This window comes from Nocardia sp. NPDC058705, assembly GCF_042749305.1.
Taxonomy (GTDB): Bacteria; Actinomycetota; Actinomycetes; order Mycobacteriales; family Mycobacteriaceae; genus Nocardia.
Genome location: NZ_JBHYRN010000023.1, coordinates 90,886 through 116,053, shown reverse-complemented (window position 1 = coordinate 116,053; position 25,168 = coordinate 90,886). Strand labels below are relative to the sequence as shown.

26 protein-coding genes are annotated in these 25,168 nt (G+C 68.0%); 7 read left to right on the top strand and 19 right to left on the bottom strand.

Features of this window, described 5'->3' with window-relative positions; genetic code table 11:
• Positions 1-91: 91 nt before the first annotated feature.
• From pspA to pgsA, 4 genes are all read right to left on the bottom strand, one after another.
• Positions 92-910: a phage shock protein PspA gene (gene pspA, locus ACFW6D_RS23890; protein WP_379331543.1), complete on the bottom strand. Its 819-nt coding sequence runs from the start codon at positions 908-910 to the stop codon at positions 92-94.
• Positions 911-1,106: 196 nt separating this feature from the next.
• On the bottom strand, positions 1,107-1,538 hold the full coding sequence (locus ACFW6D_RS23885) for a helix-turn-helix domain-containing protein (RefSeq protein ID WP_379331541.1): 432 nt from the start codon (positions 1,536-1,538) through the stop codon (positions 1,107-1,109).
• A gap of 96 nt (positions 1,539-1,634) precedes the next feature.
• Positions 1,635-2,123, bottom strand: coding sequence for a CinA family protein (locus ACFW6D_RS23880; protein ID WP_379331539.1), 489 nt, complete (start codon positions 2,121-2,123; stop codon positions 1,635-1,637).
• Positions 2,120-2,758, bottom strand: a complete 639-nt coding sequence (pgsA, locus tag ACFW6D_RS23875; RefSeq protein ID WP_379331537.1) for a CDP-diacylglycerol--glycerol-3-phosphate 3-phosphatidyltransferase — start codon at positions 2,756-2,758, stop codon at positions 2,120-2,122. Before pgsA ends, ACFW6D_RS23880 begins: the two co-directional genes overlap by 4 nt.
• A 181-nt stretch (positions 2,759-2,939) precedes the next feature.
• On the opposite strand from pgsA, the gene ACFW6D_RS23870 reads away from it, so the two are divergent.
• Complete coding sequence (locus tag ACFW6D_RS23870; RefSeq protein ID WP_379231876.1) at positions 2,940-3,506, top strand: amino-acid N-acetyltransferase; 567 nt, start codon at positions 2,940-2,942, stop codon at positions 3,504-3,506.
• A gap of 28 nt (positions 3,507-3,534) precedes the next feature.
• Positions 3,535-3,819, top strand: coding sequence for a YciI family protein (locus ACFW6D_RS23865; RefSeq protein WP_379331535.1), 285 nt, complete (start codon positions 3,535-3,537; stop codon positions 3,817-3,819).
• A 58-nt stretch (positions 3,820-3,877) separates the two neighbouring features.
• Here ACFW6D_RS23865 and ACFW6D_RS23860 read toward each other — a convergent pair whose 3' ends face one another.
• Positions 3,878-4,858, bottom strand: coding sequence for a TerC family protein (locus ACFW6D_RS23860; protein WP_379331533.1), 981 nt, complete (start codon positions 4,856-4,858; stop codon positions 3,878-3,880).
• Positions 4,859-5,282: 424 nt separating this feature from the next.
• Positions 5,283-7,838: a DNA translocase FtsK 4TM domain-containing protein gene (locus ACFW6D_RS23855; RefSeq protein ID WP_379331531.1), complete on the bottom strand. Its 2,556-nt coding sequence runs from the start codon at positions 7,836-7,838 to the stop codon at positions 5,283-5,285.
• A gap of 296 nt (positions 7,839-8,134) precedes the next feature.
• On the opposite strand from ACFW6D_RS23855, the gene ACFW6D_RS23850 reads away from it, so the two are divergent.
• On the top strand, positions 8,135-8,518 hold the full coding sequence (locus ACFW6D_RS23850) for a DUF4189 domain-containing protein (RefSeq protein WP_379331549.1): 384 nt from the start codon (positions 8,135-8,137) through the stop codon (positions 8,516-8,518).
• Between the two features lie 35 nt (positions 8,519-8,553).
• Entirely contained in the window at positions 8,554-9,108 is a 555-nt protein-coding gene (locus ACFW6D_RS23845) for a hypothetical protein (protein WP_379331529.1), read from the top strand.
• A 64-nt stretch (positions 9,109-9,172) separates the two neighbouring features.
• Here the strand turns inward: ACFW6D_RS23845 and ACFW6D_RS23840 are convergent, their stop codons facing one another.
• Together ACFW6D_RS23840 and dapA are read right to left on the bottom strand one after the other, a co-directional pair.
• Positions 9,173-11,260, bottom strand: a complete 2,088-nt coding sequence (locus ACFW6D_RS23840; protein WP_379331527.1) for a ribonuclease J — start codon at positions 11,258-11,260, stop codon at positions 9,173-9,175.
• Entirely contained in the window at positions 11,257-12,165 is a 909-nt protein-coding gene (dapA, locus tag ACFW6D_RS23835; protein WP_379331525.1) for a 4-hydroxy-tetrahydrodipicolinate synthase, read from the bottom strand. The genes ACFW6D_RS23840 and dapA overlap by 4 nt, the downstream gene beginning before the upstream one ends.
• Positions 12,166-12,279: 114 nt before the next feature.
• Here dapA and ACFW6D_RS23830 point away from each other — a divergent pair, with 114 nt between their 5' ends.
• Positions 12,280-12,726, top strand: coding sequence for a hypothetical protein (locus tag ACFW6D_RS23830; protein WP_379231860.1), 447 nt, complete (start codon positions 12,280-12,282; stop codon positions 12,724-12,726).
• Position 12,727: 1 nt separating this feature from the next.
• On the opposite strand, the gene ACFW6D_RS23825 is transcribed toward ACFW6D_RS23830, so the two are convergent.
• From ACFW6D_RS23825 to ACFW6D_RS23790, 8 genes are all read right to left on the bottom strand, one after another.
• Positions 12,728-13,927 (bottom strand): winged helix-turn-helix domain-containing protein, encoded by a 1,200-nt coding sequence (locus tag ACFW6D_RS23825; protein ID WP_379331523.1) that lies wholly within the window; start codon positions 13,925-13,927, stop codon positions 12,728-12,730.
• A 40-nt stretch (positions 13,928-13,967) separates the two neighbouring features.
• Complete coding sequence (locus tag ACFW6D_RS23820; protein WP_379331521.1) at positions 13,968-14,993, bottom strand: hypothetical protein; 1,026 nt, start codon at positions 14,991-14,993, stop codon at positions 13,968-13,970.
• Positions 14,993-16,207, bottom strand: a complete 1,215-nt coding sequence (locus ACFW6D_RS23815; RefSeq protein WP_379331519.1) for a sensor histidine kinase — start codon at positions 16,205-16,207, stop codon at positions 14,993-14,995. The genes ACFW6D_RS23820 and ACFW6D_RS23815 overlap by 1 nt, the downstream gene beginning before the upstream one ends.
• Complete coding sequence (locus tag ACFW6D_RS23810; protein WP_379331517.1) at positions 16,204-16,869, bottom strand: DNA-binding response regulator; 666 nt, start codon at positions 16,867-16,869, stop codon at positions 16,204-16,206. Before ACFW6D_RS23810 ends, ACFW6D_RS23815 begins: the two co-directional genes overlap by 4 nt.
• Positions 16,870-16,983: 114 nt before the next feature.
• Positions 16,984-17,436, bottom strand: coding sequence for a flavodoxin family protein (locus ACFW6D_RS23805; RefSeq protein ID WP_379331516.1), 453 nt, complete (start codon positions 17,434-17,436; stop codon positions 16,984-16,986).
• 7 nt (positions 17,437-17,443) lie between these two features.
• Positions 17,444-17,884, bottom strand: coding sequence for a hypothetical protein (locus tag ACFW6D_RS23800; RefSeq protein ID WP_379331514.1), 441 nt, complete (start codon positions 17,882-17,884; stop codon positions 17,444-17,446).
• A 53-nt stretch (positions 17,885-17,937) separates the two neighbouring features.
• Positions 17,938-18,684 (bottom strand): 4-hydroxy-tetrahydrodipicolinate reductase, encoded by a 747-nt coding sequence (gene dapB, locus ACFW6D_RS23795; protein WP_379331512.1) that lies wholly within the window; start codon positions 18,682-18,684, stop codon positions 17,938-17,940.
• Positions 18,685-18,804: 120 nt separating this feature from the next.
• Entirely contained in the window at positions 18,805-19,911 is a 1,107-nt protein-coding gene (locus ACFW6D_RS23790) for an alcohol dehydrogenase catalytic domain-containing protein (RefSeq protein WP_379331510.1), read from the bottom strand.
• A 136-nt stretch (positions 19,912-20,047) separates the two neighbouring features.
• Here ACFW6D_RS23790 and ACFW6D_RS23785 point away from each other — a divergent pair, with 136 nt between their 5' ends.
• Positions 20,048-20,443 carry a VOC family protein gene (locus ACFW6D_RS23785; protein WP_379331547.1) on the top strand — a complete coding sequence of 132 codons (396 nt, stop codon included), beginning with the start codon at positions 20,048-20,050 and terminating at the stop codon, positions 20,441-20,443.
• A 49-nt stretch (positions 20,444-20,492) separates the two neighbouring features.
• On the opposite strand, the gene ACFW6D_RS23780 is transcribed toward ACFW6D_RS23785, so the two are convergent.
• On the bottom strand, positions 20,493-21,713 hold the full coding sequence (locus ACFW6D_RS23780) for an MFS transporter (protein WP_379331509.1): 1,221 nt from the start codon (positions 21,711-21,713) through the stop codon (positions 20,493-20,495).
• Positions 21,714-21,793: 80 nt separating this feature from the next.
• Here ACFW6D_RS23780 and ACFW6D_RS23775 point away from each other — a divergent pair, with 80 nt between their 5' ends.
• Complete coding sequence (locus ACFW6D_RS23775) at positions 21,794-22,144, top strand: ArsR/SmtB family transcription factor (protein WP_379331507.1); 351 nt, start codon at positions 21,794-21,796, stop codon at positions 22,142-22,144.
• Here the strand turns inward: ACFW6D_RS23775 and ACFW6D_RS23770 are convergent.
• Together ACFW6D_RS23770 and ACFW6D_RS23765 are read right to left on the bottom strand one after the other, a co-directional pair.
• Positions 22,141-23,643: a tetratricopeptide repeat protein gene (locus ACFW6D_RS23770; RefSeq protein ID WP_379331505.1), complete on the bottom strand. Its 1,503-nt coding sequence runs from the start codon at positions 23,641-23,643 to the stop codon at positions 22,141-22,143. The genes ACFW6D_RS23775 and ACFW6D_RS23770 overlap by 4 nt on opposite strands.
• Before the next feature lie 28 nt (positions 23,644-23,671).
• Positions 23,672-25,030: a M16 family metallopeptidase gene (locus tag ACFW6D_RS23765; RefSeq protein ID WP_379331504.1), complete on the bottom strand. Its 1,359-nt coding sequence runs from the start codon at positions 25,028-25,030 to the stop codon at positions 23,672-23,674.
• Positions 25,031-25,168 lie beyond the last annotated feature (138 nt).

Genomic DNA, 25,168 nt, shown 5'->3' with positions numbered 1-25,168 from the left:
GCCCTGGCCGGTGGCCTCGTAGATCCATGCGGGGTAGGTGACGCCCGGGGACACAAGGGGCCGCGAACTCGAGCGCGCCAGCGCTCCAATATTACTGCGCTTGGCCTTTGTTGATGTTCGGCGCCGGTGCGGCCTGGGGCTGCGCCGGGTTGATCGCCGAGTTGGTGTTGCCGGTGGGCAACGCGTCACCACGCATGGAGGCGCGGATCTGCTCGAGCTTGCTGTGCCCGGCCATCTGGACGCTGGCCTGCTGCACCTCCATCATGCGACCCTGCACCGTGTTCTGCGCCAGCTCGGCCGAACCGAGTGCGTTCGCGTAGCGACGTTCGATCTTGTCGCGCACGGCGTCCAGGCTGGGCGTGGAGCCCGGCGCGGACAGGGTGGAGTCCATCTGCTGCAGCGAGGCCGAGACCTGCTCCTGCATCTTGGCCTGCTCGAGCTGGCTGAGCAGTTTGGTGCGCTCGGCGACCTTCTGCTGCAGCATCATCGCGTTCTGCTCGACCGCCTTCTTGGCCTGTGCGGCGGCCTGCAGGGACTGATCGTGCAACACCTTCAGGTCTTCCACCGACTGCTCGGCGGTGACCAGCTGGGCGGCGAACGCCTCGGCGGCGTTGGTGTACTGGATCGCCTTCTCGGTGTCGCCCGCCGCCTGCGCCTGATCGGCCAGCGTGACGGCCTGACGGGCGTTGGCATTGAGCTTCTCGACCTCGTCGAGCTGACGGTTCAGCTTCATCTCCAGCTGACGCTGGTTACCGATCACCGATGCCGCCTGCTGCGACAGCGCCTGATGCTGGCGCTGCGCCTCCTCGATAGCCTGCTGAATCTGGACCTTCGGATCCGCATGCTCTTCGATCTTGGAGTCGAAGAGGGCCATCATGTACTTCCAGGCCTTCACGAACGGATTAGCCATCGATTGATCCCGCCTCCATCTGTGCGTCGCTCGTGCGACTGGTGGTACGCGACCGTCACGCACCAGATACGTGCTTATCCTTCACCATGCGGCACCCGGACCGACAGTGGCCGGACCGATCGACGCCTGAGGAGAATCTATCCGTTCTCACCAGCGGCGTGCAGCGTCTCGCCCGGCTCGAGCGGGGTTCGCCGTGTCACATTCCCTTCACCAGTACCAGCATCTCGGCCCTCGGGGCCGGGATGACGATGCGAGTGTCTTCGGCGATACCGATCCGCGGGCCGTGCTCGGCGGAGGCGGTGGCCTCGCCCGCGGCGGGTTCGGCAGGCTCGTCCGTGGTGGGTTCGCGCTCGACGGCGGGGCCGGTCAGCGCGGGTTCGCGCGGCGCGGAGCCGTCGGCGCCCGCCATCAGGGTGCTCACATCCCACAGCACGCGCGACAGCGGCACGTCGAGCGCCTCGCAGATGCTGGCGAGCAGTTCACTGGAGGCTTCCTTGCGGCCGCGCTCCACTTCCGACAGATAGCCGAGGCTCACGCGCGCCGAGGTCGACACCTCGCGCAGCGTTCGATGCTGGGCGAGACGCGCACGCCGCAGACTGTCCCCGATTGCCTCCCGCAGCAGCGTCATCTCGTTCTCCTCCACCTCGTGTCACCGCCGTAGCGGTGCTCACCTCTTTCTGGCACAACGTCGAGCATGGACCGGTGGTTCCCGAACCGGGCTACTTCACACACTTACACAGCGCAGCAACTCCCGCACCGCACTGTGCACCGCACCGAGTCTGATCGTCCACCGGTCTCCGTGCAGTTTCAACCGGACCACTTCGCTGTGCTGTGGACCGGCCAACCCGAGGTATACCGTGCCGACGGGATGCCCGTCCTGGGAATCGGGTCCGGCGACCCCGGTCAATCCGACACCCCAGTCCGCGGCGCACTGCTGTCGGGCCCCCACCGCGAGCTGTTCGGCGGTCGAGGGGGCGACCGGCCCGTCGGTGCGGAGCAGGTCGTCGTCCACGCAGGCCAGCCTGCTCTTGAGGTCGGTGGCGTAGACGATCAATCCGCCCCGCAGTACCGCGCTGGCACCGGGAACTCCGGCCACGGTGGCAGCCAGCAGACCAGCGGTGAGCGATTCGGCCGTGGCGACGGTCTGACCGGCCGTGTTCAGGGCCCTGACCAGTTCGGCGACCGGCGCACCGTCGACCAGCGGGTCGGTCACGAGCGCGCCCGTCCACCCGCCAGCCACACTCGGGCCGCCTGCCCCACGTAGTCCAGCCCGGTGATCACCGTCAGCGCCACGGCCAGATACATCAACCACATGCCCGCGGTGGCGAAGGCGCCCGAGAGCGGCAGCACCAGCAGCGCGATCGCGAACGACTGGACCAGCGTCTTGAGCTTGCCGCCCCGTCCCGCCGGGATCACCCCGCGCCGCACGACCACCAGTCGCAGCAGCGTGATGCCGATTTCTCGGCCGCAGATGACCAGGGTGATCCACCAGGGGAGATCGCCGAGAACCGAGAGCCCGATCAGCGCGGCCCCGATCAGCGCCTTGTCCGCGATGGGGTCGAGAAGCTTCCCGAAATCGGTGACAAGTCCGTATTTGCGGGCCAGTTGCCCGTCGAAGCGATCGGTGATCGCGGCCAGGCCGAAGACCGCCGCGGCGATGACCCGCCAGCGTGTGTCGTGCCCGCCTTCGGCGAACAGAGCGAGCACGAACAGCGGCACCAGCACGATCCGCGCGATCGTCAGGATGTTCGCGATATTGAGCAGGGGAACCTGGTTCTCCGGGCTCCCGTGCAGCGGTGTCGCAGCAGCACTCGACCCACGATCAATTTCTTCGGGTCGCACGCTCATGCCCCGCCCTCTCGGCACTCACCGGCGATGCGCCGAAATCCAACGGTTTCGCGAGTAGTTTGCTCGCACGATTCATGCCGCGCGGTCCGGTCGTGGGGCCCGGCGCGATGCGAAGAGCGGACGGACAGGATGTGCGGCACACGTTCAGACTATCGGTAACCCGGCCGACTACTGTGCACCCATGACCTCACGGGGACCCTTGAGCGGTCCGACCAGCGACGCGCATACTGTCGCGCCCCCTGTGGCGCCTGCAACCGGCGTGGTCGTGCGACGAGCGCGAACCTCCGATGTCCCCGAGATCAAGCGCCTGGTCGACGAGTACGCGGGCCGCATCCTGCTGGAGAAGAACCTGGTCACGCTGTACGAATCGGTCCAGGAATTCTGGGTTGCCGAGCTCGACGGGCAGGTCGTGGGCTGCGGCGCGTTGCACGTGTTGTGGGCCGATCTGGGCGAAGTACGCACTGTCGCAGTCGATCCCGTCGTGAAGGGTCGCGGAGTCGGCGGCGCGGTGGTCGAGCACCTGGTGACCGTCGCCCGCGAGCTGCAGTTGCAACGTGTGTTCGTGCTCACGTTCGAGGTGGACTTCTTCGGCAGGCACGGGTTCGTCGAGATCGACGGCACACCCGTCACCGCCGAGGTGTACGCGGAGATGTGCCGCTCCTACGACACCGGTGTCGCCGAATTCCTCGACCTCAGCTTCGTCAAACCCAACACCCTCGGCAACACCCGCATGCTGCTCACCCTGTAGAAAATCCCTCGTCAGAAAGTGATCGACTGTGCCGATCTTCGCTGTCCACTACACCTATACGGATGCCACCGCGGCCGACCGCGCGACCAACCGCCCGGAGCACCGCGCCTGGTTGAACGCCCTCGTCGACGCGGGCACCGTGCTCAGCAGCGGCCCGTACCCGGACGGTTCGGGCGCGCTTCTCTTGTTCCGCCACGAGGACGCGTCGTCGTTGACCGAACTGCTGAGCAACGACCCGTTCGCGAGACTGGGTCTGATCGAGGCCGTGCGTGTGGTCGAGTGGCTGCCGGTGATGGGCGCCTTCGCCGAATAACCGACCCCGGACACAGCACTGCCCGCAACCTCTGCGGTTGCGGGCAGTGTCGTGTATGTCAGGCCTTGTCGGTGTGTCTGGTGCGCAGCAGGCTCGCCACCGTCGCGATGACCAGAATGCCGATGATCACGCTAAGCGAGAGCGCCGTGGAGATCTCCGGAACGTTCACGTGCTCACCGCCGTTGATGAACGACAGCGTGTTCTCGTGCAGCGCGTGCAGCACCAGCTTGACGCCGATGAACGCCAGAATCGCGGCCAACCCGTAGGACAGGTACACCAGGCGATCGAGCAGCCCGCCGATGAGGAAGTACAGCTGACGCAGACCCATCAGCGCGAAGGCGTTGGCGGTGAACACCAGATACGGCTGCTCGGTGAGGCCGTAGATCGCCGGAATCGAGTCCAGCGCGAACAGCAGGTCGGCGAAACCGATCGCCAGCAGCGCGAGCAGCAACGGGGTCACCACACGTTTGCCGTTGATCCGGGTGATGAGCTTGTCGCCGTCGTACTCGTCGGTGGTGGGCAGAATCCGCTTGGCCAGCGAGACGATGTAGCTGTCGCGCTTCTCCTCGTGCTCGGCCTCGTGCCCGCTCTCGCGCAGCAGCTTGATCGCGGTGTAGATCAGGAACGCGCCGAACAGGTAGAACACCCAGCTGTAGGCGCTGATCGCGGCCGCGCCGATCGCGATGAACACACCGCGCATCACCAGCGCCAGCACGATGCCGATCAGCAGCACCTTCTGCTGGTAGATCCGTGGCACGGCGAAGGTGCTCATGATGATGAGGAAGATGAACAGGTTGTCGACCGAGAGCGCTTTCTCGGTGACGAAACCCGCGTAGTACTCCCCCGCGAAGGTGCCGCCCCATTTCCAGGCGACGAACAGGCCGAACAGCAGCGCCAGGCTGATGTAGACGGCCGACCAGATGCCCGATTCCTTGAAGGTGGGCTCGTGCGGGGTGCGCACGTGGGCGAAGAAGTCGAAGACGAACAGGCCGAGGATCACCAGTCCGGTGATCACCCACTCGAGCGTGGTCACCTGCATATGGTGGTCCGATCGATGAAGTTCATGTCGTCCATCATGCCCGAATTGTCCGTTTCAGTCGCCTTTGCGGAACGCTTGCTCGCAATGATTTCACACACATCGGCGACCAACGTACCCGCCGCGCGCACGGAAAAGCACTGTCGCCCGGTTCATCACCGCTGCTACCGTCACCGCATACCCCGACTACCGCCCCGAGAGGAGCGAGCCGTGTACGAATCCACCGCGCAGATCCAGCGCCCCACCGCGATGCACCGGCTCAGCCCCGGTGCCATGAAGTCGGCTACCCGCCTCGCGCGCGCCTGCTTCACCGCCTGACAGGCGATCCCCGCCCGACCAGGGCCGTTCCCGACCACGAGCCGTGCCAGGTCCCTCCTCGTTCGTCGCCGCCTGCTTCCGGCACGGTCAGAGCAAACCGGGAACGGCGTTACTCGTCCTCGGACGCCCCGGGATCGCCGCCACGGATCGACCACAGCAACCCGTCCAATTCGTCGGGCTTGATCAGCACGTCGCGTGCCTTGGAGCCCTCGCTGGGACCGACCACACCGCGTGTTTCCATCAGGTCCATCAGGCGGCCCGCCTTGGCGAAGCCGACGCGCAGCTTGCGTTGCAGCATGGAGGTGGACCCGAACTGTGAGGTGACCACCAGTTCGACGGCCTGCAGCAGCACGTCCATGTCGTCACCGATATCGGGGTCGACGTCCTTGACCTCACCGGCCTTGGCGGCCGTGACGCCCTCCTGGTACTCGGGTTCGGCCTGGGTCTTGCTGAACTCGACGACCGCCTGGATCTCCTCGTCGGAGATGAACGCACCCTGCAGACGGGTCGGCTTGCCCTGGCCCATCGGCAGGAACAGCCCGTCGCCCATGCCGATCAGTTTCTCCGCGCCCGGCTGATCCAGGATGACCCGGGAATCGGTGAGCGAGGAGGTGGCGAACGCCAGTCGCGAGGGCACATTGGTCTTGATCAGGCCGGTCACCACGTCCACCGAGGGGCGCTGGGTGGCCAGCACGAGGTGGATACCGGCGGCGCGCGCCTTCTGGGTGATCCGCACGATCGCGTCCTCGACGTCGCGCGGGGCGGTCATCATCAGGTCGGCGAGCTCGTCGACGATGGCCAGGATGTACGGATACGGCCGGTAGACACGTTCACTACCCAGCGGGGCGGTGATCTTGCCCGAGCGGACGTTCTTGTTGAAATCGTCGATGTGGCGGACCTTGTTGGCCTGCATGTCCTGGTAGCGCTGTTCCATTTCCTCCACCAGCCAGGCCAGCGCGGCGGCGGCCTTCTTGGGCTGGGTGATGATGGGCGTGATCAGGTGCGGAATGCCCTCGTAGGGGGTGAGCTCTACCATCTTCGGGTCGATCAGGATCATCCTGACCTCTTCGGGGGTGGCCCGGTGCAGCAGCGAGATCAGCATCGAGTTCACGAAACTCGACTTACCCGAACCGGTGGAACCGGCCACGAGCAGGTGCGGCATCTTGGCCAGGTTCGCCGAGACGAACTCGCCCTCGATGTTCTTGCCGAGGCCGATCACCAGGGGATGGTGGTCGTTGCGGGTGTGCGGCGACTTGAGGACGTCGGCCAGGCGCACCAATTCGCGGTCGGCATTGGGCACTTCGATGCCAACGGCCGATTTACCGGGGATGGGCGCGAGCAGGCGCACATTCTCGGTGGCGACGGCGTAGGCGAGGTTGCGGGCCAGCGCGGTGATCTTCTCGACCTTGACGCCGGGGCCCAGTTCCACCTCGTACCGGGTGACCGTCGGGCCGCGCACGAACCCGGTCACGGCGGCATCGATCTTGAACTGCACCAGCACCTCGGTGATCGCCTCGATCATCGATTCGTTGGCCGCCGAACGCTTCTTCGGCGGGTCACCGTCGAGCAGCAGGGTCAGCGGGGGCAGCGTGTAGTCGCCGTCGACGACGCGGTCGGTGACGAACTCCGGTTCCGGCGGGGGCGGCGGGGTCTGGTCGACCGGCGTGACCGCGGGCCGTTTGCGCGCCGGTTTCGGCGCGGGTGCTGCCGGTTTCGGCGCGACCGCTCCGGGTTCCTCGATCGGTTTGGCATCGCGCAGCGGCGGTTCGCCTGCCGCCTCGGATCCGCCGAACTCGTCGGGCGCGAAAAGGCCCTCGGGGTCGCGGCTGCCGCGACGGGTTCGGTTGCGGTGCACCGGGAATCCGTCGGCGTCGTAGTTGGCCGGGTCGTAAGGGTCGGAGTCGTCGGCATATTCGCCGAGGCCGAAGTATTCGCGCAGCCTGGTCGGCACCTCGCGCACGGTGGTGCCGGTGAGCAGCAACACACCGAACATCATGGCCAACAACAGAATCGGCAGCGCCAGCCATGGCGTGAGCCCCTGCCCGAGCGGTCCACCGATCGCGTATCCCAGCGCACCCGCCGCGGTGGCGCGACCGTCCGCGTCGGTCGGGGAACCTGCCGCCAGATGCCACACCCCGAGTGCGGGGAGCACGACGAGCAGCCCACCAAGGACCAACCGCGGCCGGATCTCCGGGTGCGGTTCAGTGCGCATCAGCACCACCGCGAGTGCGACCAGCAGAATCGGTGCCAGCACCGCCGCTGAACCAGCGATCGCCCGCACCACATCCTCGAGGAACCGGCCGACCGGCCCACCCGCAGAGAGCCACATCGCCGCGGCGATGATCACGCTCAAGGCGATGAGCGCCAACCCGATTCCGTCGCGACGGTGCCCGTGGTCGAGATCCCCGGCCCGGCTCAGCGTGCGGGTGGTGGCCCCGACACCGCGCGCCAGCATGGTCCAGCCGCTCCCGATACCGCGCCTGATCACGACCAGCGGCGCGGTGTTGGACGCGCGTTTGACCGGCCTGCGAGCGGGCGTGGTACGCCCACGCGGGGCTGGTGTCGCGCGCGGTGTCGCCGAACGAGACCGCGCCGCAGACGTGCGCCCCCTGGTCGATCCCGCCCGCGCACGAGAGGTCGTGGTGCTGCGGGACTTACCTGCCATGACCTCAGGCTAGCCGCTCGAGCACCTCCGAGACCATCCGCAACACTGGTCCCACCCCGCCCGCCGCGCCGATCCGAGGCGGATGCGCAGGTCGCGGCGCCCCGGTCAGCGCGGGGAAATCTCGCCGGGAACCGCGTTTCATCGGCCCGAACTTACGGAATCCTTGCCGAATTCCTCTCTTTCGACCCCGAGGAAGCCTGCACGGCTGGCGCTACGACCACACCGCTCGGTACTTTGACAGCGCTCTATCGGGTCGTCGACCCGTGCTCTAGAAGGGGAATCCACAAGTGAAGAGAATGCTCACCAGCGCGGCCGTGCTGGGTGCCGCCACACTCGCAGTGTTCGCGGGGCACATCGCACCGGCCCAGGCGCAGTCGGGCAACTACGGCGCCATCGCGGTGTCGGTCAAACCGGGGGTCTACGGATACGCCACTGATTACGGCAGCTACGCCGACGCCGAGGCGGGCGCCATGTCGGCCTGCCTGCGCGGCGGTGGCGGCGGCGGATGCGATGTGAAGGTGTCCTACCGCAACGGCTGTGGCGCCATCGCGATCTCGCGCGGCTGGTGGAGCTACGGCTCCGCGCCGACGATCGGCGGCGCCAAACGCGAAGCGCTGAACAACAATCCGGGCAACGCCTACATCAAGCACTGGAACTGCACCAGCGGCTACCAGCTCTAGCCCGACCTGTCTCGACCATGATCATGGGAGTTGTAGTGAACAACCGTCCAGTGAAAACCGCTGCCGCCCTCGTCGCGATCGTCGCGGCGCTCGGCCTCAGCGCGTGCAGTTCCAGCGACAGCTCGTCCAACACGAGCGCGGGAACGACCACCAGCAAGGGTGGCGCCTTCGAATCGGGCGACGCCAAGTCGGGCAAGGAGGAGGGCGGCGAGCCCGCGGCCACCACGGTGCCCAACCTGCCCAAGCCCACCGCCGACGAGCTCAACGCCCGGCTGAACAAGGCCATGGCCGGTCAGCTCACCGGTGACGAGAAGAAGACCTACATCGAGGACGCCGACCAGGATCCGATGCTGGTCGACAAGTTCGTCGAGGCGGCCAAGCAGAACAACGTGAAGGTCGCCATCACCACCGTCGGCGACCCGGCCGACGGCAAGCTCAAGGCCAACGCCGATGTCACCATCGACGGTGCCCCGGTCAAGGACGCCTTCGTCGACTTCGTCGCCGAGGACGACACCTGGAAGGTCTCGCACGTGTTCGCGTGCAACATCGTGAAGTCGGCCAAGCTCGACTCCGCGGCCTGCCAGGCCTGACCCGAGACAAACGAAAACCGCTGGGCGACATTGTCACCCAGCGGTTTTCGCGTTCAACACCAGATCAGACGGCGACGACCGTCGGCACGATCATCGGGCGACGACGGTAGACATCGGCGACCCAGCGACCCACCACCCGGCGCACGCCCTGGGCGATGCGGTGGGTGTCGGTGATGCCCTCACCGGCAAGACGCAGCAGCTCCGCCTCGACCAGTTCGTTGGCGCCGTCGAGCGCGTTGCGGTCGTCGGAGAAGCCGCGCCCGTTGAGCTCGGGCGTGCTCACCGTCTTGCCGGTGGTCGAGTCGATGACGATGGTGATCGAGATGAAACCACCCTCGCCGAGCACCAGACGGTCCGACAGGGTCGATTCGCCGACGTCACCGACCGAGAGGCCGTCGACGTAGACGTGCCCGACCGGCACGCGGCCGACGATGGAGGCGATGCCGTCGACCAGGTCGACCACCACGCCGTCCTCGGCCAGCATGACCCGCTCCTCGGGCACACCGGTCGCGATCGCCAGTGCGGCGTTGGCACGCAGGTGGCGCCATTCGCCGTGCACGGGCATGGCGTTGGTCGGGCGCACCGCGTTGTACAGGTACAGCAGCTCACCGGCGGAGGCGTGTCCGGAGACGTGCACCTTCGCGTTCTGCTGGGTGATCACGGTCGCGCCGAGCCGGGCCAGGCCGTTGACCACGGCGAACACCGAGTTCTCGTTACCGGGGATCAGCGAGGACGCCAGGACGACCAGGTCGTCGGCGCGGATGTTGATCTGGCGGTGCTCGCCGCGCGCCATCCGCGACAGCGCCGACAGCGGCTCGCCCTGCGAACCGGTGGAGATGAGCACCAGGCGGTTGCCGGGCAGGTTCGCGGCCTGATCCAGGGTGACCACGACATTGTCGGGAACCGTCAGGTATCCCAGGTCCTGCGCGATCTCCATGTTGCGGACCATCGAGCGGCCGACGAAGCAGACCTTGCGGTTGTACTTCTGTGCGACGTCGACGACCTGCTGGATGCGGTGCACGTGGCTGGCGAACGAGGCCACGATGACGCGGTTGGTGGCCTTGCCGATCACATTGTCGAGCACCCCACCGATCTCGCGCTCGGGGGTGACGAAGCCGGGGACCTCGGCGTTGGTGGAGTCGACCAGGAACAGATCGACGCCCTCGTCGCCCAGGCGGGAGAATCCGGCCAGGTCGGTGAGGCGACCGTCGAGGGGCAGCTGGTCGAGCTTGATGTCACCGGTGTGCAGCACCACGCCCGCGGGGGTGCGGATGGCGACCGCGAGCGCGTCGGGGATCGAGTGGTTGACCGCGAAGTACTCGAGCTCGAACGGGCCGTGCACGGTGGTCTCGCCCTCGGCGACCTCGCGCAGCTTGGGCTGCAAGCGGTGCTCGCGCGCCTTGGCCGCGACCAGGGCGAGGGTGAACTTGGCGCCGATCACCGGGATGTCGGGGCGCAGACGCAGCAGGAACGGCACGGCACCGATGTGGTCCTCGTGGCCGTGGGTGAGCACGATGGCCTCGACGTCGGCCATCCGGTCCTCGATCGGCCCGAAGTCCGGCAGGATCAGGTCCACGCCGGGCTGCTGGTCCTCGGGGAACAGCACACCGCAGTCGACGATCAGCAGCTTGCCGCCGTATTCGAAGACGGTCATGTTGCGGCCGATTTCGCCGATACCGCCGAGAGCGAACAGGCGAAGGCCGTTCTTGGGCAGCTTCGGCGGCGGGCCCAGCTTGTCGTGGGCGGCCTTCTCGCGCGGCTCGGCGACCGGTGCGGCGCCGCGTCCGCGACCGCCGCCCTGCCTGCCACGACCGCCACCACGGGACTGCTCGGCGGCGGGCTTGCTCTTGGGTTCGGTCTTGGCCTTGGCCTCGGTGGCCGGCTTGGTCCTGGCGCGACGCGGCGCGGTCTTCTTCTCGACCACGCGCTCCTCGGCGACGCTCTGCAGGTCGGTGCCCACTTCGGCGGCACCGGCCAGGTTCGCCTCGGCGGCGACCACGGCGATCGGTTCGGCGATCGCCGGTTCCTTCGCGGCAGGCGGTACCACCTTGTTCACCGCGGCCTGCACAGTCTCCACAGGTGTCGGCTCGGGCGCGCCGGCGGCACGCGATGCCGCACGACGACGGGGCTTACGAGCTACGGGTTCGGTCATGCCAGTACCCCCGCGGCTTGCAGATCGAGCATCAGTTCCTCCAGTTGTGCCTGCGTCGGCATGAGCTGGGGCAAACGAGGCTCACCTACGTCGATACCGAGCAATCGGAGTCCTCCCTTACACATCGCCACACCTCCCAGGCGGGTCATGGCCGCGTACAGCGGCAGTAGTGTCGCGTTGATCTCACGCGCGGTGGCCACGTCACCGGCGGTGTAGGCCTGGTGGATCTCGCGCAGGCGTTCCGGCACGAGGTGGCCGATGACGCTGATGAACCCGACCGCGCCCACCGAGAGCCAGGGCAGGTTCAAGCCGTCGTCACCGGAATAGAAATCCAGATCGGTGGTCGCGATGAGATCGGCTCCGGAGACGAGATCGCCCTTGGCATCCTTCACCGCGACGATGTTGGGATGCTCGGCAAGGCGCCGGATCGTGTCGATGGCGATAGGCACCACCGACCTCGGTGGAATGTCGTAGAGGGTGATCGGCAGCGCAGTGGCATCGGCGACCGCGGTGAAATGCGCGATCAGACCTTCCTGCGTGGGCCGCGAGTAATACGGCGTCACGACGAGCAGACCGTGTGCGCCCGCGTTCTCCGCGGCACGCGCCAGTTCGATCGAGTGCGCGGTGTCGTAAGTACCCGCACCCGCGACCACGGTGGCCCGGTCACCGACACCGTCGACGACCGCGCGCAGCAGATCGTGCTTCTCGGTTTCGGTGGTGGTCGGCGATTCGCCGGTGGTACCCGAGATGATCAGCAGGTCGACCCCGCGGTCGACCAGGTGTGCCGCCAGTGCGACACCGGCATCGACGTCGAGCTTGCCCGCAGCGCTGAAGGGGGTCACCATCGCGACACCGACCGTGCCGGACGCGCGCAGCTCCGTTGGCGTCGATTCACCGTTCGTCATGGTCAGAAAGGCTACCCGGTCCCTGGTTGCGCCTCGACACCCTAGCGGCCGAAGCGGCTGCCGGTGGGTATGTTTCACCTTGCGTGATGTCATATATGACGTCACACTGATGTCATGGATCTGAATGCTCACACCGCGCGGTTGCGCGAGGAACTGATCGCCGCCGCCGCGCTCGGCGACGAGAAAACGCAGGCCACCGCCGCCGCCCTCGCCGCAGCGGTGGAGAGTTCGAGCCGGCTGGTGCTGTTGTCGGCGCTGTCGGAACTGGCCGCCGAGATCAGCACCGAGCTCGGCGACCGCACCGTGCACGTGCGACTCGACGGCACCGAGGCGGTCGCCGACGTGCGCAAGAACACGCCCCCCGAGGACGATCAGCCGCAGACTTTCGAGGAGATGACCGGCGATATCAGCCGGGTGACCCTTCGTTTGGTCGAACAATTGAAGTCGAAGGCCGAAGAGGCGGCCCAGCAGAACGGCCAGTCGCTGAACTCGTGGCTCTCCGGGGCCGTCAGCGGTGCGTTGAAGGATCAGATGCGCGGCTACGGCGGCAAGGGCTGGTGAGTCACAGCAGCGGGGCCAGGTCGCCACGTTCGCCGATAACGACTTCGTCGAGTTCGAGCCAGTCGGCCATTTCGCGCAGCGCCCCGCGTAAGGCCTGGGCGGTCTCGGCCGTCGCGTAGCCCGGCTCGGCGAAGGCGCCGGGGGCGAGCAGTCGGCCGGTGGCGCGTTCGGCGCGCAGATCCACCCGGCCGACCAGCTTGCCGTCCACGAGCAGCGGGAACACGTAATACCCGTGCACCCGTTTGGGTTCGGGGGTGTAGATCTCGATCCGGTAGTGGAAGTCGAAGACCCGCTGGGTGCGCGGGCGGAAGAAGATCAGCGGATCGAACGGGCACAGCAGCGCGGTCCCGGTGATCCGGCGCGGGGTGGCGGCCTCCGGATGCAGGTAGGCGGGCGCGTCCCAGCCGTCGACCTCGACGGGGAGTAGTTCGCCCGCGTCGACCAGGTCGGCGATGGCGGGTGCGCTCTGCCTGCGAGCCAGGCGGTAGTAGTCGCGCAGGTCGGTCTCGGTGCCGATGCCGAGTGCCCGGCTGGACCGGCGGATCAGCTCTCGGACGGCGTCCTCCTCGCCGATCCGCCGATCCAGGATATCGGCGGGGACCACGCGTTCGGTGAGGTCGTAGTGCCGGGTGAACCCGACCCGTCGCGCGGTGGACAGCTCGCCCGCGGCGAAGAGCTGCTCACAGATCATCTTGGTATCGCTGAGGTTCCACCACGTCCCCTTCGCCCGCGGTTTGTCCAGCTCGAGATGACGTTCGATCTCCCCCGCGCTCGCCGCACCCACCTCGGTCACCACATCGAGAATGTCCTTGCCCAGCGTGGGATTGCGCTCGACGACCTTGCGCATCCCCGACCAGCGACCGTGCTGGTACTCCGTCATCCGCCACCGCATCAACGGCCAGTCGGCGACGGGGATCAGCGCGGCCTCGTGCGCCCAGTACTCCACCAGCCCGCGCCGCGCCTTGGCGCTGTCGCTCCAGGCGGCGCCGTCGAGCAGGCTGCGGTCATAGGGACCGATCCGGCTGAACACCGGCGCGTAGTGCGCGCGCACCACCGCCGAGACCGAATCTATTTGCAGCAGACGGGTTCTGGCGACCACATCGAGGATCGCCCGACGCTTCGGGTTGGTCGGCCTGCGCTTGCCGAAGCCCTGCGCGGCCAGCGCCGTTCGACGAGCTTGGGCCGCATTCATCCGCTGCATTTCCTCAGCCTGACACAGGGGTCCGACAAGTAATCGGGGCTCAGGTGGAGACGGCGACCTCGCCCGCGGTGTCGATCTCGGTCCGCCGATCCCCGCACGGCGTGGCGGCCAGCACGGTCGCCACCCAGCGCCTGCCGACCGGCAGCACTCGCACGGTCACCGATCCCACAGCGGCCATGTCGAGTTCGGCCGCCGCGGCCTCGATCACGTTGTGGCGCACCCATTCCGGCACGCCCCGAAAGCCGCCGTCGTCGAGCAGTGTCACTTCCACTCCGCGCGCTCGGGCCCCGCGCGCCGCGGCGCTGAGTTTATCGGTGACCAGCTGTGGCGCCCGAAGTCCGTCGCGCAGTTCCGCTTCCAGGAGCCTGCACTGTTCGCGTTCGGCGTCGGTGAGTTCGATGCCAGCGGCGATGCGGGCGAGCAGCGGCCCCGCCACCCGGTCCAGGGCTCCCAACTGACGTTCGCGCTCGGCATTGGCGGCGGCCAGCGCGGCCTCCGTGGCCGCCCGGCGATTGGCCTCGCTGCGCAGTTCCCGCAGTGATCGCTGGGTGGGCCGCACGATCGACATGAACACCGTCACCGCGCCGACGGTGGCCACCGGGGTCAGCGCGCGCACCACGGTTTCGGGATGCCAACTGGTGAACGCGCCCATCGTGATCAGCACCGTCGCGGCGGCTGCCACCCCCAGCCAGGCCGACCCGATCCGCCCCCGCAACACCAGCATCGCCAGCAGATACGACGTGGGATAGGCGGTCCACAGCTGGTGGGAGAACCCCGTCGCGTCCTCGAGCCACGGCACGGTGAGCGCCATCGCCGCCGGTCCCGCGCAGGCGACGAAGGTCGTGGCGGGCCACGGCAGTGGGTCCACGGGGAACACCAGTACCACCAGCGCCGCCACGGCCATCAGCATCATCGCCGCGCCTGCGGCCGCGGGCGGGGCGATATCGAAGTTCACCCGCAGATACATCACGATGGTGGCTTCGAAGATCACCACGAACAGCCAGGCGGTGCCGTCGCTGAGCCCGAACAGATCGCGCATCGCGAACGGCAGATCACGATCGACCATCAACTACCCCACACCAGAGTCACCACGGTTCCCGCGCCCGGCGCGGATTCCACGAACGCCGCGCCACCGGCGAGCGCGCGCATCCGGCCGAGGATGCTGCCCGCGATCCCCATCCGGTCGGCCGACACCCTGGCCGGGTCGAACCCGGCGCCGTCGTCGGCGAGCACCACGCGGATGCCGCCGGTCGCGATGGTGACCGACACACCGCGCCGCACCGTCCGACCGGCGACATCGGCATGGCGCAGGCTGTTGCGCACCGCCTCCGACAGCGCGGCCCCGAGCACCTGCGCGGCCTCGATCGGCAGGCACAGGTCCGCCGCGCGCCGCGAGGACACCTGCACCGGAATCTCGGCTGCCACCTCGCGCACGGCTTCGCGCAGGAATTCGATCGTCGCGGCGGCGTCGAGGTGGTCGATCGCGGGCGCGGTCCGTGACAGCTCGAGCTGTTCGAGGGTGCGCGCGGCCTGATTGCGCAACACCGACGAGGACTGCTGCGCCCGCGAGGCTTCCAGCAGTGTCGAGAGCACCGCATCGTGGATGAGCGCCGCGAAACGCGCACCCTCGCGTTCCCGGGCCGAGGTCGCCGCGACGGCCGCCGCGCGACTGCGCTGCCGGACCGCTTCCCGGTCCACACGTTCGGCGGCGGCGCGCGCGTACACCACGCACCACAGGAACAGCGCGGCCACTCCGATCGCCCTGGTGATGTCGCCGAACAGCGCCCACATCGAACTATTCGGTACCACAAGCGTATTCGACACGCTGGTCGCCACCGCGAGCACGGCTCCGTACACGGCCGCGCCCCGTCGCGACCACGCGAGCCCGGCGGCCATCACGCCGACGGCGAGCCCGCGATAGGGCCACGACGCGAACGAACCGATATGCACCACCGAATACACCAGCGGCGTCGCCACGGCCGCGGCGAGATAACACACCGCGGCCGCGGCGGCGGTGCGGCGGATCGCGTCGACGGGACCGCGCGCCGACACGATCGCCAGCACCCCGAACATCAGATACGCCGACACCAGATGCAGTTCCGGCCACACCGACATGTCGACCGGCTGCACCAGCACCGAGGGCAGTTCCAGCGCCATCACGATCATCGCGCCGGTCCCGACGCACAGCCCGAGCCTGCGCAGGATCTGGTCGGTCGCCGCCCGCGAGAACTCGACGTCGCCGACCGGTGCGGACGCCGTCGCGACCGCGCGATCACTCACGTGTGCTGCTGCCTTTCCGGCACGGGCAGCCACCCGTCCTCGACGGCCCGTTTGTACAGATCGGTCTTGGTGGGTGCCGGTCGTCCCGCGTCGGCGTATTTCTGCCGGATGCGGCCCAGGTAGTCGTTGACCGTCTGTTCCGACAGTCCGGTCAGCCGGGCCACCCGCGAAGCCTTCTCCCCCGAGGCGTACAGCATCAGCACTTCCTCCTGACGCGGGCTGAGCCCGACGTCGGAGAGTTTCGGATCACCGTCGATGGCGGCGGCCCAGTCGGTGGTCACCACCTGTTCGCCGGAGGCGGCCCGGCGCACCCCCTCGACCACCGTCGCCACACTCTCGGACTTGCGCAGCACCCCCAGCACACCCGCTTTGGCGGCGGAGCGGACCAGGAAGGCGTTGTCGGCGCCGGTGAACACCAGCACCTCGATCCCGCGCTCACGCAGCGCGGTGACATTGTCCTCGGGCGTCGAGCCGTCGGGCAGGCGCAGATCGAGGACGACGAGGTCGAGGTCGGTGGTCTCGGCGAGCAACCCGGCCACCGATTCGGCCACCGCCACCAGTTCCAGGTCGGGTTCGGGGCCGAGCATGGCGCCGAGCCCGATCGCCACGGACTCGTGGTCCTCCACCAGACCGACCCGTCGCACTGTCCGCAACTCGCTCACCGACCACTCCCCTTCGAACACCCACCGCGGCCAGTCCGCAGACAACTTCGGTCTCGAGTTCTACCGCATCCCGAGCCCGCATGTCAGCCCACCAATATTCGGGGCGGGCCCGTCTCAGTCCATCAGACCTGCGGCGATGGTCGCACCGAGTTCCCAGCATTCCTCCAGATCGGCCTTGCTCGGCGGCCCAGAAACCACCACCGCCGCGGCGATGCGCTGCCAGCCCAACCCCGTGGTGATCCGCTCCACGCTGGACTCGGCGCCTTCGGTGCCCTCGTTCCCGTGCAGGTAGAGGCCGTAGGGGCGCCCGCCGGTCGAGTCCAGGCACGGGTAGTAGATCGTGTCGAAGGCGTGTTTGAGGGCGCCGCTCATGTAGCCGAGGTTGGCCGGGGTGCCGAGCAGGTAGCCGTCGGCTTCGAGCACGTCGACGGCCGTCACGGCCAAGGCGGCCCGGCGCACCACCTCGACACCCTCGATCTCGGGGTCGTTCGCCCCGGCCAGGACCGCTTCGAACATCGCCTGGGTGTGTGGCGACGGGGTGTGGTGGATGATCAGCAACCGGGGCATGGGCTCGCTACTCTCCTGGGTCGCGTTCCAGTTTTTCCAGTGCCACCGCGCGGCGCATGGTGTCGCGGGCGCGGCCGCGGTCGCCTGCGTAGTCGTAGGCGCGGGCCAGCCGGTAGGAGGAGCGCCAGTTGTCCGGGTCGGCTTCCCATTCGGCCTTGATCTGCGCGAACAGGGCGTCGGCCGCGTCGCGTTCGATCCGGCCGGAGGGGCGGCGCGGCAGGTCAGAGGTGTCGACCTCGAGGCCTTCCTCGTGGACGCGCCGAGCCAGCCGTTGGTGATCGAAGGCCGCGGTCAGGGTCGCCCACAGGATCCAGATTCCGACCACAGGCAGGAGCAACATACCGATGCCGATCGCGATACCCGCGAACCCGCCGTCGGCGATGAAGGCGATCGCCATGCCGCCGAGCCGGACGAAGTAGTACAGCAGCGCGACAACCAGAAACACCACGACCGCAACGGTTTTCAGAACCTGCCGGTCGGGTCGCTGCGCGGCGGAGCTACTCACAGATCGAGGAACGGGTCGAGCCCGACGGTCAGACCGGGCCGCCCGGCGATCTCACGCACCCCGAGCAGCACGCCCGGCGCGAACGAGGACCGGTCGATGGAGTCGTGGCGAATGGTCAGAGTCTCGCCCTGGGTACCGAACAGCACCTCCTGGTGGGCGACCAGCCCGGCCAGACGCACCGAGTGCACCCGCACCCCGTCGACGTCGGCGCCGCGCGCACCCTCGAGTTCAGCGGTGGTCGCATCGGGGCTGATCCCGACGCCCGCTTCGGCACGGGCCGCGGCGATCACCGCGGCGGTGCGGTACGCGGTGCCCGAGGGCGCGTCGGCCTTGTTCGGGTGGTGCAGTTCGATGACCTCGACCGAGTCGAAGAACCGGGCCGCCTGCTCGGCGAAACGCATCGACAGCACGGCGCCGATGGCGAAGTTCGGCGCGATCAGCACCCCCACCTCGGGTCGCTGCGCCAACTGCCCGCGCACCTCGGCGAGGCGGACCTCGTCGAAACCGGTGGTGCCGACGACCGCGTGGATGCCGTTCTCGATCAGGAATTTCAGGTTGCCCATCACCACGTCGGGGTGGGTGAAGTCGACGACCACCTGGGTGCCCGTCTCGGTGAACGTCTCGAGCACGTCACCCTTGTCGACCTGCGCTACCAGCTCCAGATCGGGCGCCGCCTCCACCGCCGCGCAGATCGCCTGCCCGACCTTGCCGCGTGCTCCGAGCACTCCGACCCGAATGGTCACCGCATCTCCTCGTCCTCGACTCCGCTTGCTCATCGAAGCCTATCGAGCAGCAGCACTCGGCCCGGCGCCGACCTCGGACAGCGACAGTTCACGGTCGAGACCTGCGTTCGGGCATCCCGGTCAGTCGAAGACGATGACCTGCCGCAACGCCGCGCCTGCCGCGAGGTCGTCCATCGCCTGGTTCACCTGGTCGAGGCCGATCCGCGAGGACACCAGCCGTTCCAGCGGCAGCTTGCCCTCGCGCCACATCCGCACGTACTCGGGGATGTCGCGGTCGGGAACGGCGGAGCCCAGGTAGCTGCCGATAATGGTGCGCCCCTGTGCGACCAGTGCCAGCGGGGAGATCGTGGCGGTGGCGGTCGGCGCGGGCAGGCCGACTGTCACGGTGACGCCACCGGGTGCGGTTGCGGCAACAGCGGTTTCGAATGCGCGAACATTGCCCGCCGCTTCGATCACCACGTCGGCCACCACGCCCTGCTCGGCGATCTCACCCGGCGTGCAGGCCACGGTCGCTCCGAATTCGCGTGCGAGTGAGAGCTTTTCGGGCACCGTATCGACGGCGATCACCTCGCCGAGCCCGAGTGAAACGGCGACGAGCACGGCCGCCATCCCCACCCCACCGAGCCCGACCACCATGATCCGGTCTCCCGCACCGGGTTTCGCCGCATTGAGCAGCGCACCGCCACCGGTGAGCACCGCGCAGCCGAGCACCGCCGCCACCTCGGGTGGCACATCGTCGTCGACCGGCACCACCGACCGCCGGTCCACCACCGCGTGCGTGGCGAACCCGGAAACGCCCAGGTGGTGCTGCACGACTTCACCGTCGCGGGTGAGCCGCCGACCGCCGCCGAGCAGTTCGCCCGCGTTGTTGGCGACGCTGCCAGGCCCACACGGCGTGCGCCCATTGCTCGCACACCCCGCGCAGGCACCGCAGCGCGGCAGGAACGTCATCACCACCCGCTGCCCAACCGCCACATCGGTGACACCGGTGCCCACCGATTCGACGATGCCTGCGGCTTCGTGGCCGAGCAGCATCGGCACCGGCCGCACCCGATTGCCGTCCACCACAGACAGATCCGAATGGCACAGTCCGGCCGCTTCGATCCGCACCAGCAATTCGCCCGCGCCCGGTTCGCCCAATTCCAGGTCGCACACGGTGATCGGCTGCGAATCGGCGAACGGTGTCGGGTCGGCGATCCGTTCCAGAACGGCTCCACGAATCTTCATGCTCGCGACGCTACCGCGAGAGCCCTTTACAGGTTCCGGGATCTGTCGCTAACCTCGATCTCGGTGATGGTGCTCCTGTAGGCCGCCTCGTACCGAGCCCAGGGTCGGTGCCATCACGAAACCAAGGAGAAATCCCCTGTCAGTGCAGTTCAATCACACCATTGTCGGATGTCACGATAATCGGGAGACCGCCGAGTTCTGGGCGGACATCCTCGGGTTGGACATAGGAAAACAGTGGGGGCCGTTCATTCCGATCTCCCTCGATCACGGCGCCGCCTTCGATTTCGCCAAGGTGCCGCCCTTCGTTTCCGAGATCCAGCCCCAGCACTACGCATTCCTGATCTCGGAGGCCGAGTTCGACACGGCCTATGCCAAGATCCAGCGCTACAAACTGGACCATTGGGCCGACCCGCAACAACACGGGGTCAACGAGATCAATCACCACGACGGCGGTCGCGGAGTCTATTTCCTCGACCCCAACGGTCACTTCCTGGAACTGATCACCGTTCCGTATGGCGGTTGGCCCACGTAGAACACAACAGGCCGGCCCCCGCGACAAGGGGCCGGCCTGTTTTCGGTGACTACGCCGGTTTCGCGGCGGCTCGCGTCCCCCGCATGCCCAATACCGCGGCGACCACGCACGCCACCGACACGATCACGATGAACCACGGGAACACCGCCGTCAGGCCCCAGGTGGTGGCCGCCCAGCCCGCCACCAGGGTCGGCAACGCCAGCGCCGAGTAGGCCAGCAGATAGAACGCCGACATGGTCTCGCCGCGGCGATGCGGCGGCACCACTTCCGACAGGTGCCGCAGCGAGCCACCGAAGCCGAGCCCGAAGGTGGCGCCGAGGATCACGCCCGCCGCGATCACCACCGCGGGCTGTTTCGTGGCCAGCGCCGGGATGGTGGCCAGCAGCGACGCGGCCATGCCGAGGTCGCCGATCACGGCAGCGCGCCGGGCCGGAATGCGCGTGGCGAACAGCTGCGACAGCGCCGCGGCCAGCGCCGTGCCTGCGACCACGATGCCGCCGAACACCAGGTTGTGCACCCCGGTCTCGGCGGCGGCCAGCGACGGATACAGCGACAGCAGCACGCCGAGTACCGACCAGGCGGCCATCACACCGATCGCGGAGAACCAGAAGTCGGCCTTGATCTCGTGCGGAACAGACGGTCTGGCGATGGTGATGCGCGCCTTCACCCGGGCGGTGTGCGGCTCACGCAGCGCGAGAATGCCCGCACCGGCCGCGATACACACCACCGCGATCACCACATACGGCGTGCGCAGCGGCGACGGCGCGTACTGCGCGAGGACCGCGGTACCGAGGACCGCGACCGCGATGCCGACATTGAAAGCCACCCCGGTGAGCTGTCCGGATCGCGCGCCACGCTCGGGTCGCAGATCCAGCAGCGCCGCCGCACCGGCGACCACGGTGGCCCCGACCGCGGCCCCGTGTAATGCCCTGGCCAGCAACAACATCGGCACCGAGTCAGCGAACAGGAACACCACCAGACCCACGATCATGGTGGCGAACGCGCCGATCATCACCGGCTTGCGCCCGATCACATCGGAGATCCGCCCCGACACCAGTACCGCGCCGAGGGCGGCGAAGGCGTACACGGCGAACACCAGGGTCGTGGTCAGCGGCGACAGATGCCACTCGGTCTCGTAGATGCCGTAGAGCGGAGCGGGCGCCCCGGAAACCCCGAGTGCCACCGCACTCGCGGCCAGGACGAGCCCGTACGCCCAGCGCTGCCCGGTCTCGACCGGCGCCATCGTTGTCGCCACCACAGCGGCCCCCATCAGCAGAGTTTGATCACCATCGAACTAGGCCAAGGCTACGCCGAGTATGATGACTATCAAACCCCCGAGTGAGGTAATCAATGACACAGGCTAACGATCTTCCCCCGGCGCCGATCTTCCCCGTCGCCGCGTTGCCGACTGTCCTTGGCGCCTTACACGATCCCGTCCGCCTGGAAATGGTCCGCCGCCTGAGCAACGCCGCCGCCCCTATCCGCTGCGCGGCCCTCTACGACGCGATCAACAAATCCACCGCGACCCACCACTTCAAGATCCTGCGCGAAGCGGGCCTGATCGAACGCCTGACCATCGACGGTCAAACCTTGCAGAACCTGCGCACCGCCGCCATCGAACAGGCCCTCCCCGGCCTACTCCCCTCCATCGTCGAGGCCGCCAACCGCGCCGATACCGCTCACCACGACGAAAAGATCTAGCGCTCCGCTGTCCTGCTCGGCAGTGGACGCTCGGAGGTCTGGAAGAACCGGCTCGGGAGCGTCGGAAGTGGACGACGAGTAGTCGTCGCCGGCACCGCGGGCTCGTCCACCAATTCCCGCCCGCCGGTTTCCCCGCGGACGATCTCGCCGCCGCCCCACCACACTGCCGCGCCGGACCCGGCCGCGATCCCGACAACGATCGACACCAGCGCCACGGTCGCCCAGGATCGGCGGTAATTGCGCCGGTCACGCCACGCCGCGATCCCCGCCTCGATCACCAGGGTGACAACGACGATGCCGACGGTCGCGACCAGCACACCGAACACCGCGGGCTGACGGGCCCAGCCGCGCAGAAACGCCATCACGACAACGAACGGCGCCACGAACAAGCCGAGCACCAAGATCTGAAATCCCGCGAAGTCCTCGCCGTCGTCGGGGTCGGGATCGTCGCGCCCGCGCCGCATCCACGCCGTGAACAGCAGCAGATGCCCGAAGCTCGCGCCGAGCACCCCCAGCACCAGCACCAGACCGCCGAGCCGAACCAGCACGGCCAGTTCCGAACGCATCGCGATCGCCGCCAGGTCCACCAGCGCCGCCGACACCAGCACGGCGACGAGCGCGATCACGACCCGCGCCCGTGTGACCCTGGCCCGCAGGTATCCGGGCGGAAGTTGCTTGCGCAACTTGTGGAACACCCCGAACCAGGCGAGCGGCAACGCGACGAACATCATCGGCGCGAGTACCCGCAGCACGATCGGCGGCAGCCACATCGCCAGTGCCGCATAGCATCCCGCGAACGCCCACACCCATGCCGCCAGTCGCAACAGTGCCCGCCAGTGCACTTCGGCGAGCATGCGCCGCGCCTTCGTATCGGACGGCGCGTTCGCGAGCACGCCACGCAGTGTCGCGACGGCGGCATCGCGACCACCGTCGAATCCGGCGAACTCGGCCCGCGCCTGCATCCGGAGCAGGTCGACGTGCAGCGGATCGATCGCCAGCCCCGCGGTGACGTGATGCCGCACGGCGTCGGCATCACCGAGCCGCGCATAGGTTTCGGCCGCCGAGCAGTGAACGGTGGCCTCGTTCGGTTCGAGCGCGACCGCTTCGGCGAGGGCCGCGCGGGCCCGATCCTTGTCTCTGCGTGGACTGTTGGTGTGCAGCAATGCCAGCAACAGCAGCGTCGGCGCGTCGTGGGGTTGTAGCCGGAGGGCGGTGTAGCAGTGCTCCAGCGCCAGGTCCCACTCCTCGCGCATCGACCGCGCCATCGCCATCACCAGGTGCGCGTGGTCGGAATCCGGATCAGCGAGCAGCGCTCGACCGGCCAAGCGCACCGCGTCGTCGTGTTCGTCCAGGGCGAAGGCGATATCCGCCAGCCCGACCAGCACGCGCGGATCCTCCGGCGCGGCCAGCAACGCCGTCCCGAGAATCCGCCGCGCTTCGTCGATCCGCCCGATCTCCTTGGCCACGCGAGCCCGCTCGAGCGCCACCTGCACCGGCACGACCGATCCCCTCCCCTGCGCGAATTGTTCAGCGTTCGACGAGCTTTCGTACCGAGGCCGGGAGGTCGCGGGTGCGCTGGTACGGGCCCGACACCGCCGCACCGTAGGGACGAGAGAGGAGGGTGCGGGCGATCTCGCTGACCTCGTCGGTGGTGACGGCGTCGATGCGGGCCAGAGTGGCCGAGACGCTGCGGTGGTTGCCGTAGCTGAGTTCGCTGCGGCCGATGCGGTTCATTCGGGAAGCGGAGTCCTCGAGACCGAGTACCAGCCCACCGCGCAAAGATCCCTTGGCCCTGGCGCATTCGGCGTCGGTGACACCGTTGGCCGCGACCTCGTCGAGCACGTCGCGCGCCAAAGTGGTGACCTGGCCGAGGTTTTCGGGCTGGCAGCCGAGCGAGACCGAGAACGAACCGGTGTCGGCGAAGGTGTCGACGCTCGAGTACACCGAGTAGGCGAGGCCGCGTTCTTCCCGAATGCGTTGGAACAGCCGGGAACTCAGACCGCCGCCGACGATGGTGTTGAGGATCGACAGCGGCCACCGCTGCTGACCTTCGTGCCTGCCGAAGGCGCGCACACCGAAGGCGAGGTGGGTCTGTTCGCTGTCGCGATTGATCCGGATCAGTCCCGGCGCGCCCTGTGCCCGGAACTTGCCCTCGCGACGCGGCGCGGGTTCGGCGGCGGTATCCAGATGTGGTTCGAACGCGCGATGCACCAGTTCCACGACGCGCTCGTGGGAGACATTGCCCGCGACCGCGACCACCATGCGTTCGGGCCGGTAGCGGCGCTGGTGGAAACCGCGCAGCTGGGTGGCCTGCATGTCTTCGATCGATTCGACGCTGCCGATCACCGGGCGTCCGATGGGGTGGTCGCCGAACATGGCGGTGAGGAAGGAGTCGGCGACCAGGTCTTCGGGGTCGTCGTCGCGCATCGCGATCTCTTCCAGGACCACCTGGCGCTCCACGTCGACGTCGACCGCGCGGCACAGACCGTTGAGCACCACGTCGGAGACGAGGTCGACTGCTAGGGGCAGGTCCTCATCGATGACGTGGGCGTAGTAGCAGGTCTGCTCTTTGGCGGTGAACGCGTTGAGTTCGCCGCCGACCGCGTCCATGGACTGCGCGATATCGAGGGCGGTGCGGGTCGGCGTCGCCTTGAACAGCAGGTGTTCGAGGAAGTGCGCGGCGCCGGCCACGGTGGGGCCTTCGTCGCGTGAACCGACGCCCACCCAGACCCCGATGGAGGCCGAGCGCACACCGGGGACGTGTTCGGTGACCACGCGCAGGCCGCCGGGGAGCACGGTGCGGCGCACCCCACCGTCGGTGGAGATGTCGTCAACGGTTTCGGTACTCGACTCGGTCAACTTCGGTTCCGTCACCCGATCCCCCATTGCGGTGTCCTCATCGGACCCGGTACTCGATTCCGTGAATTTCGACCTCGTCACCCGATCTCACCGGACGGCTGTGCTGGCATGGTTCCTCAACCTCTCGAAACGGGAGCTGGCGACGCGCGAGTATGCCTCATGGTG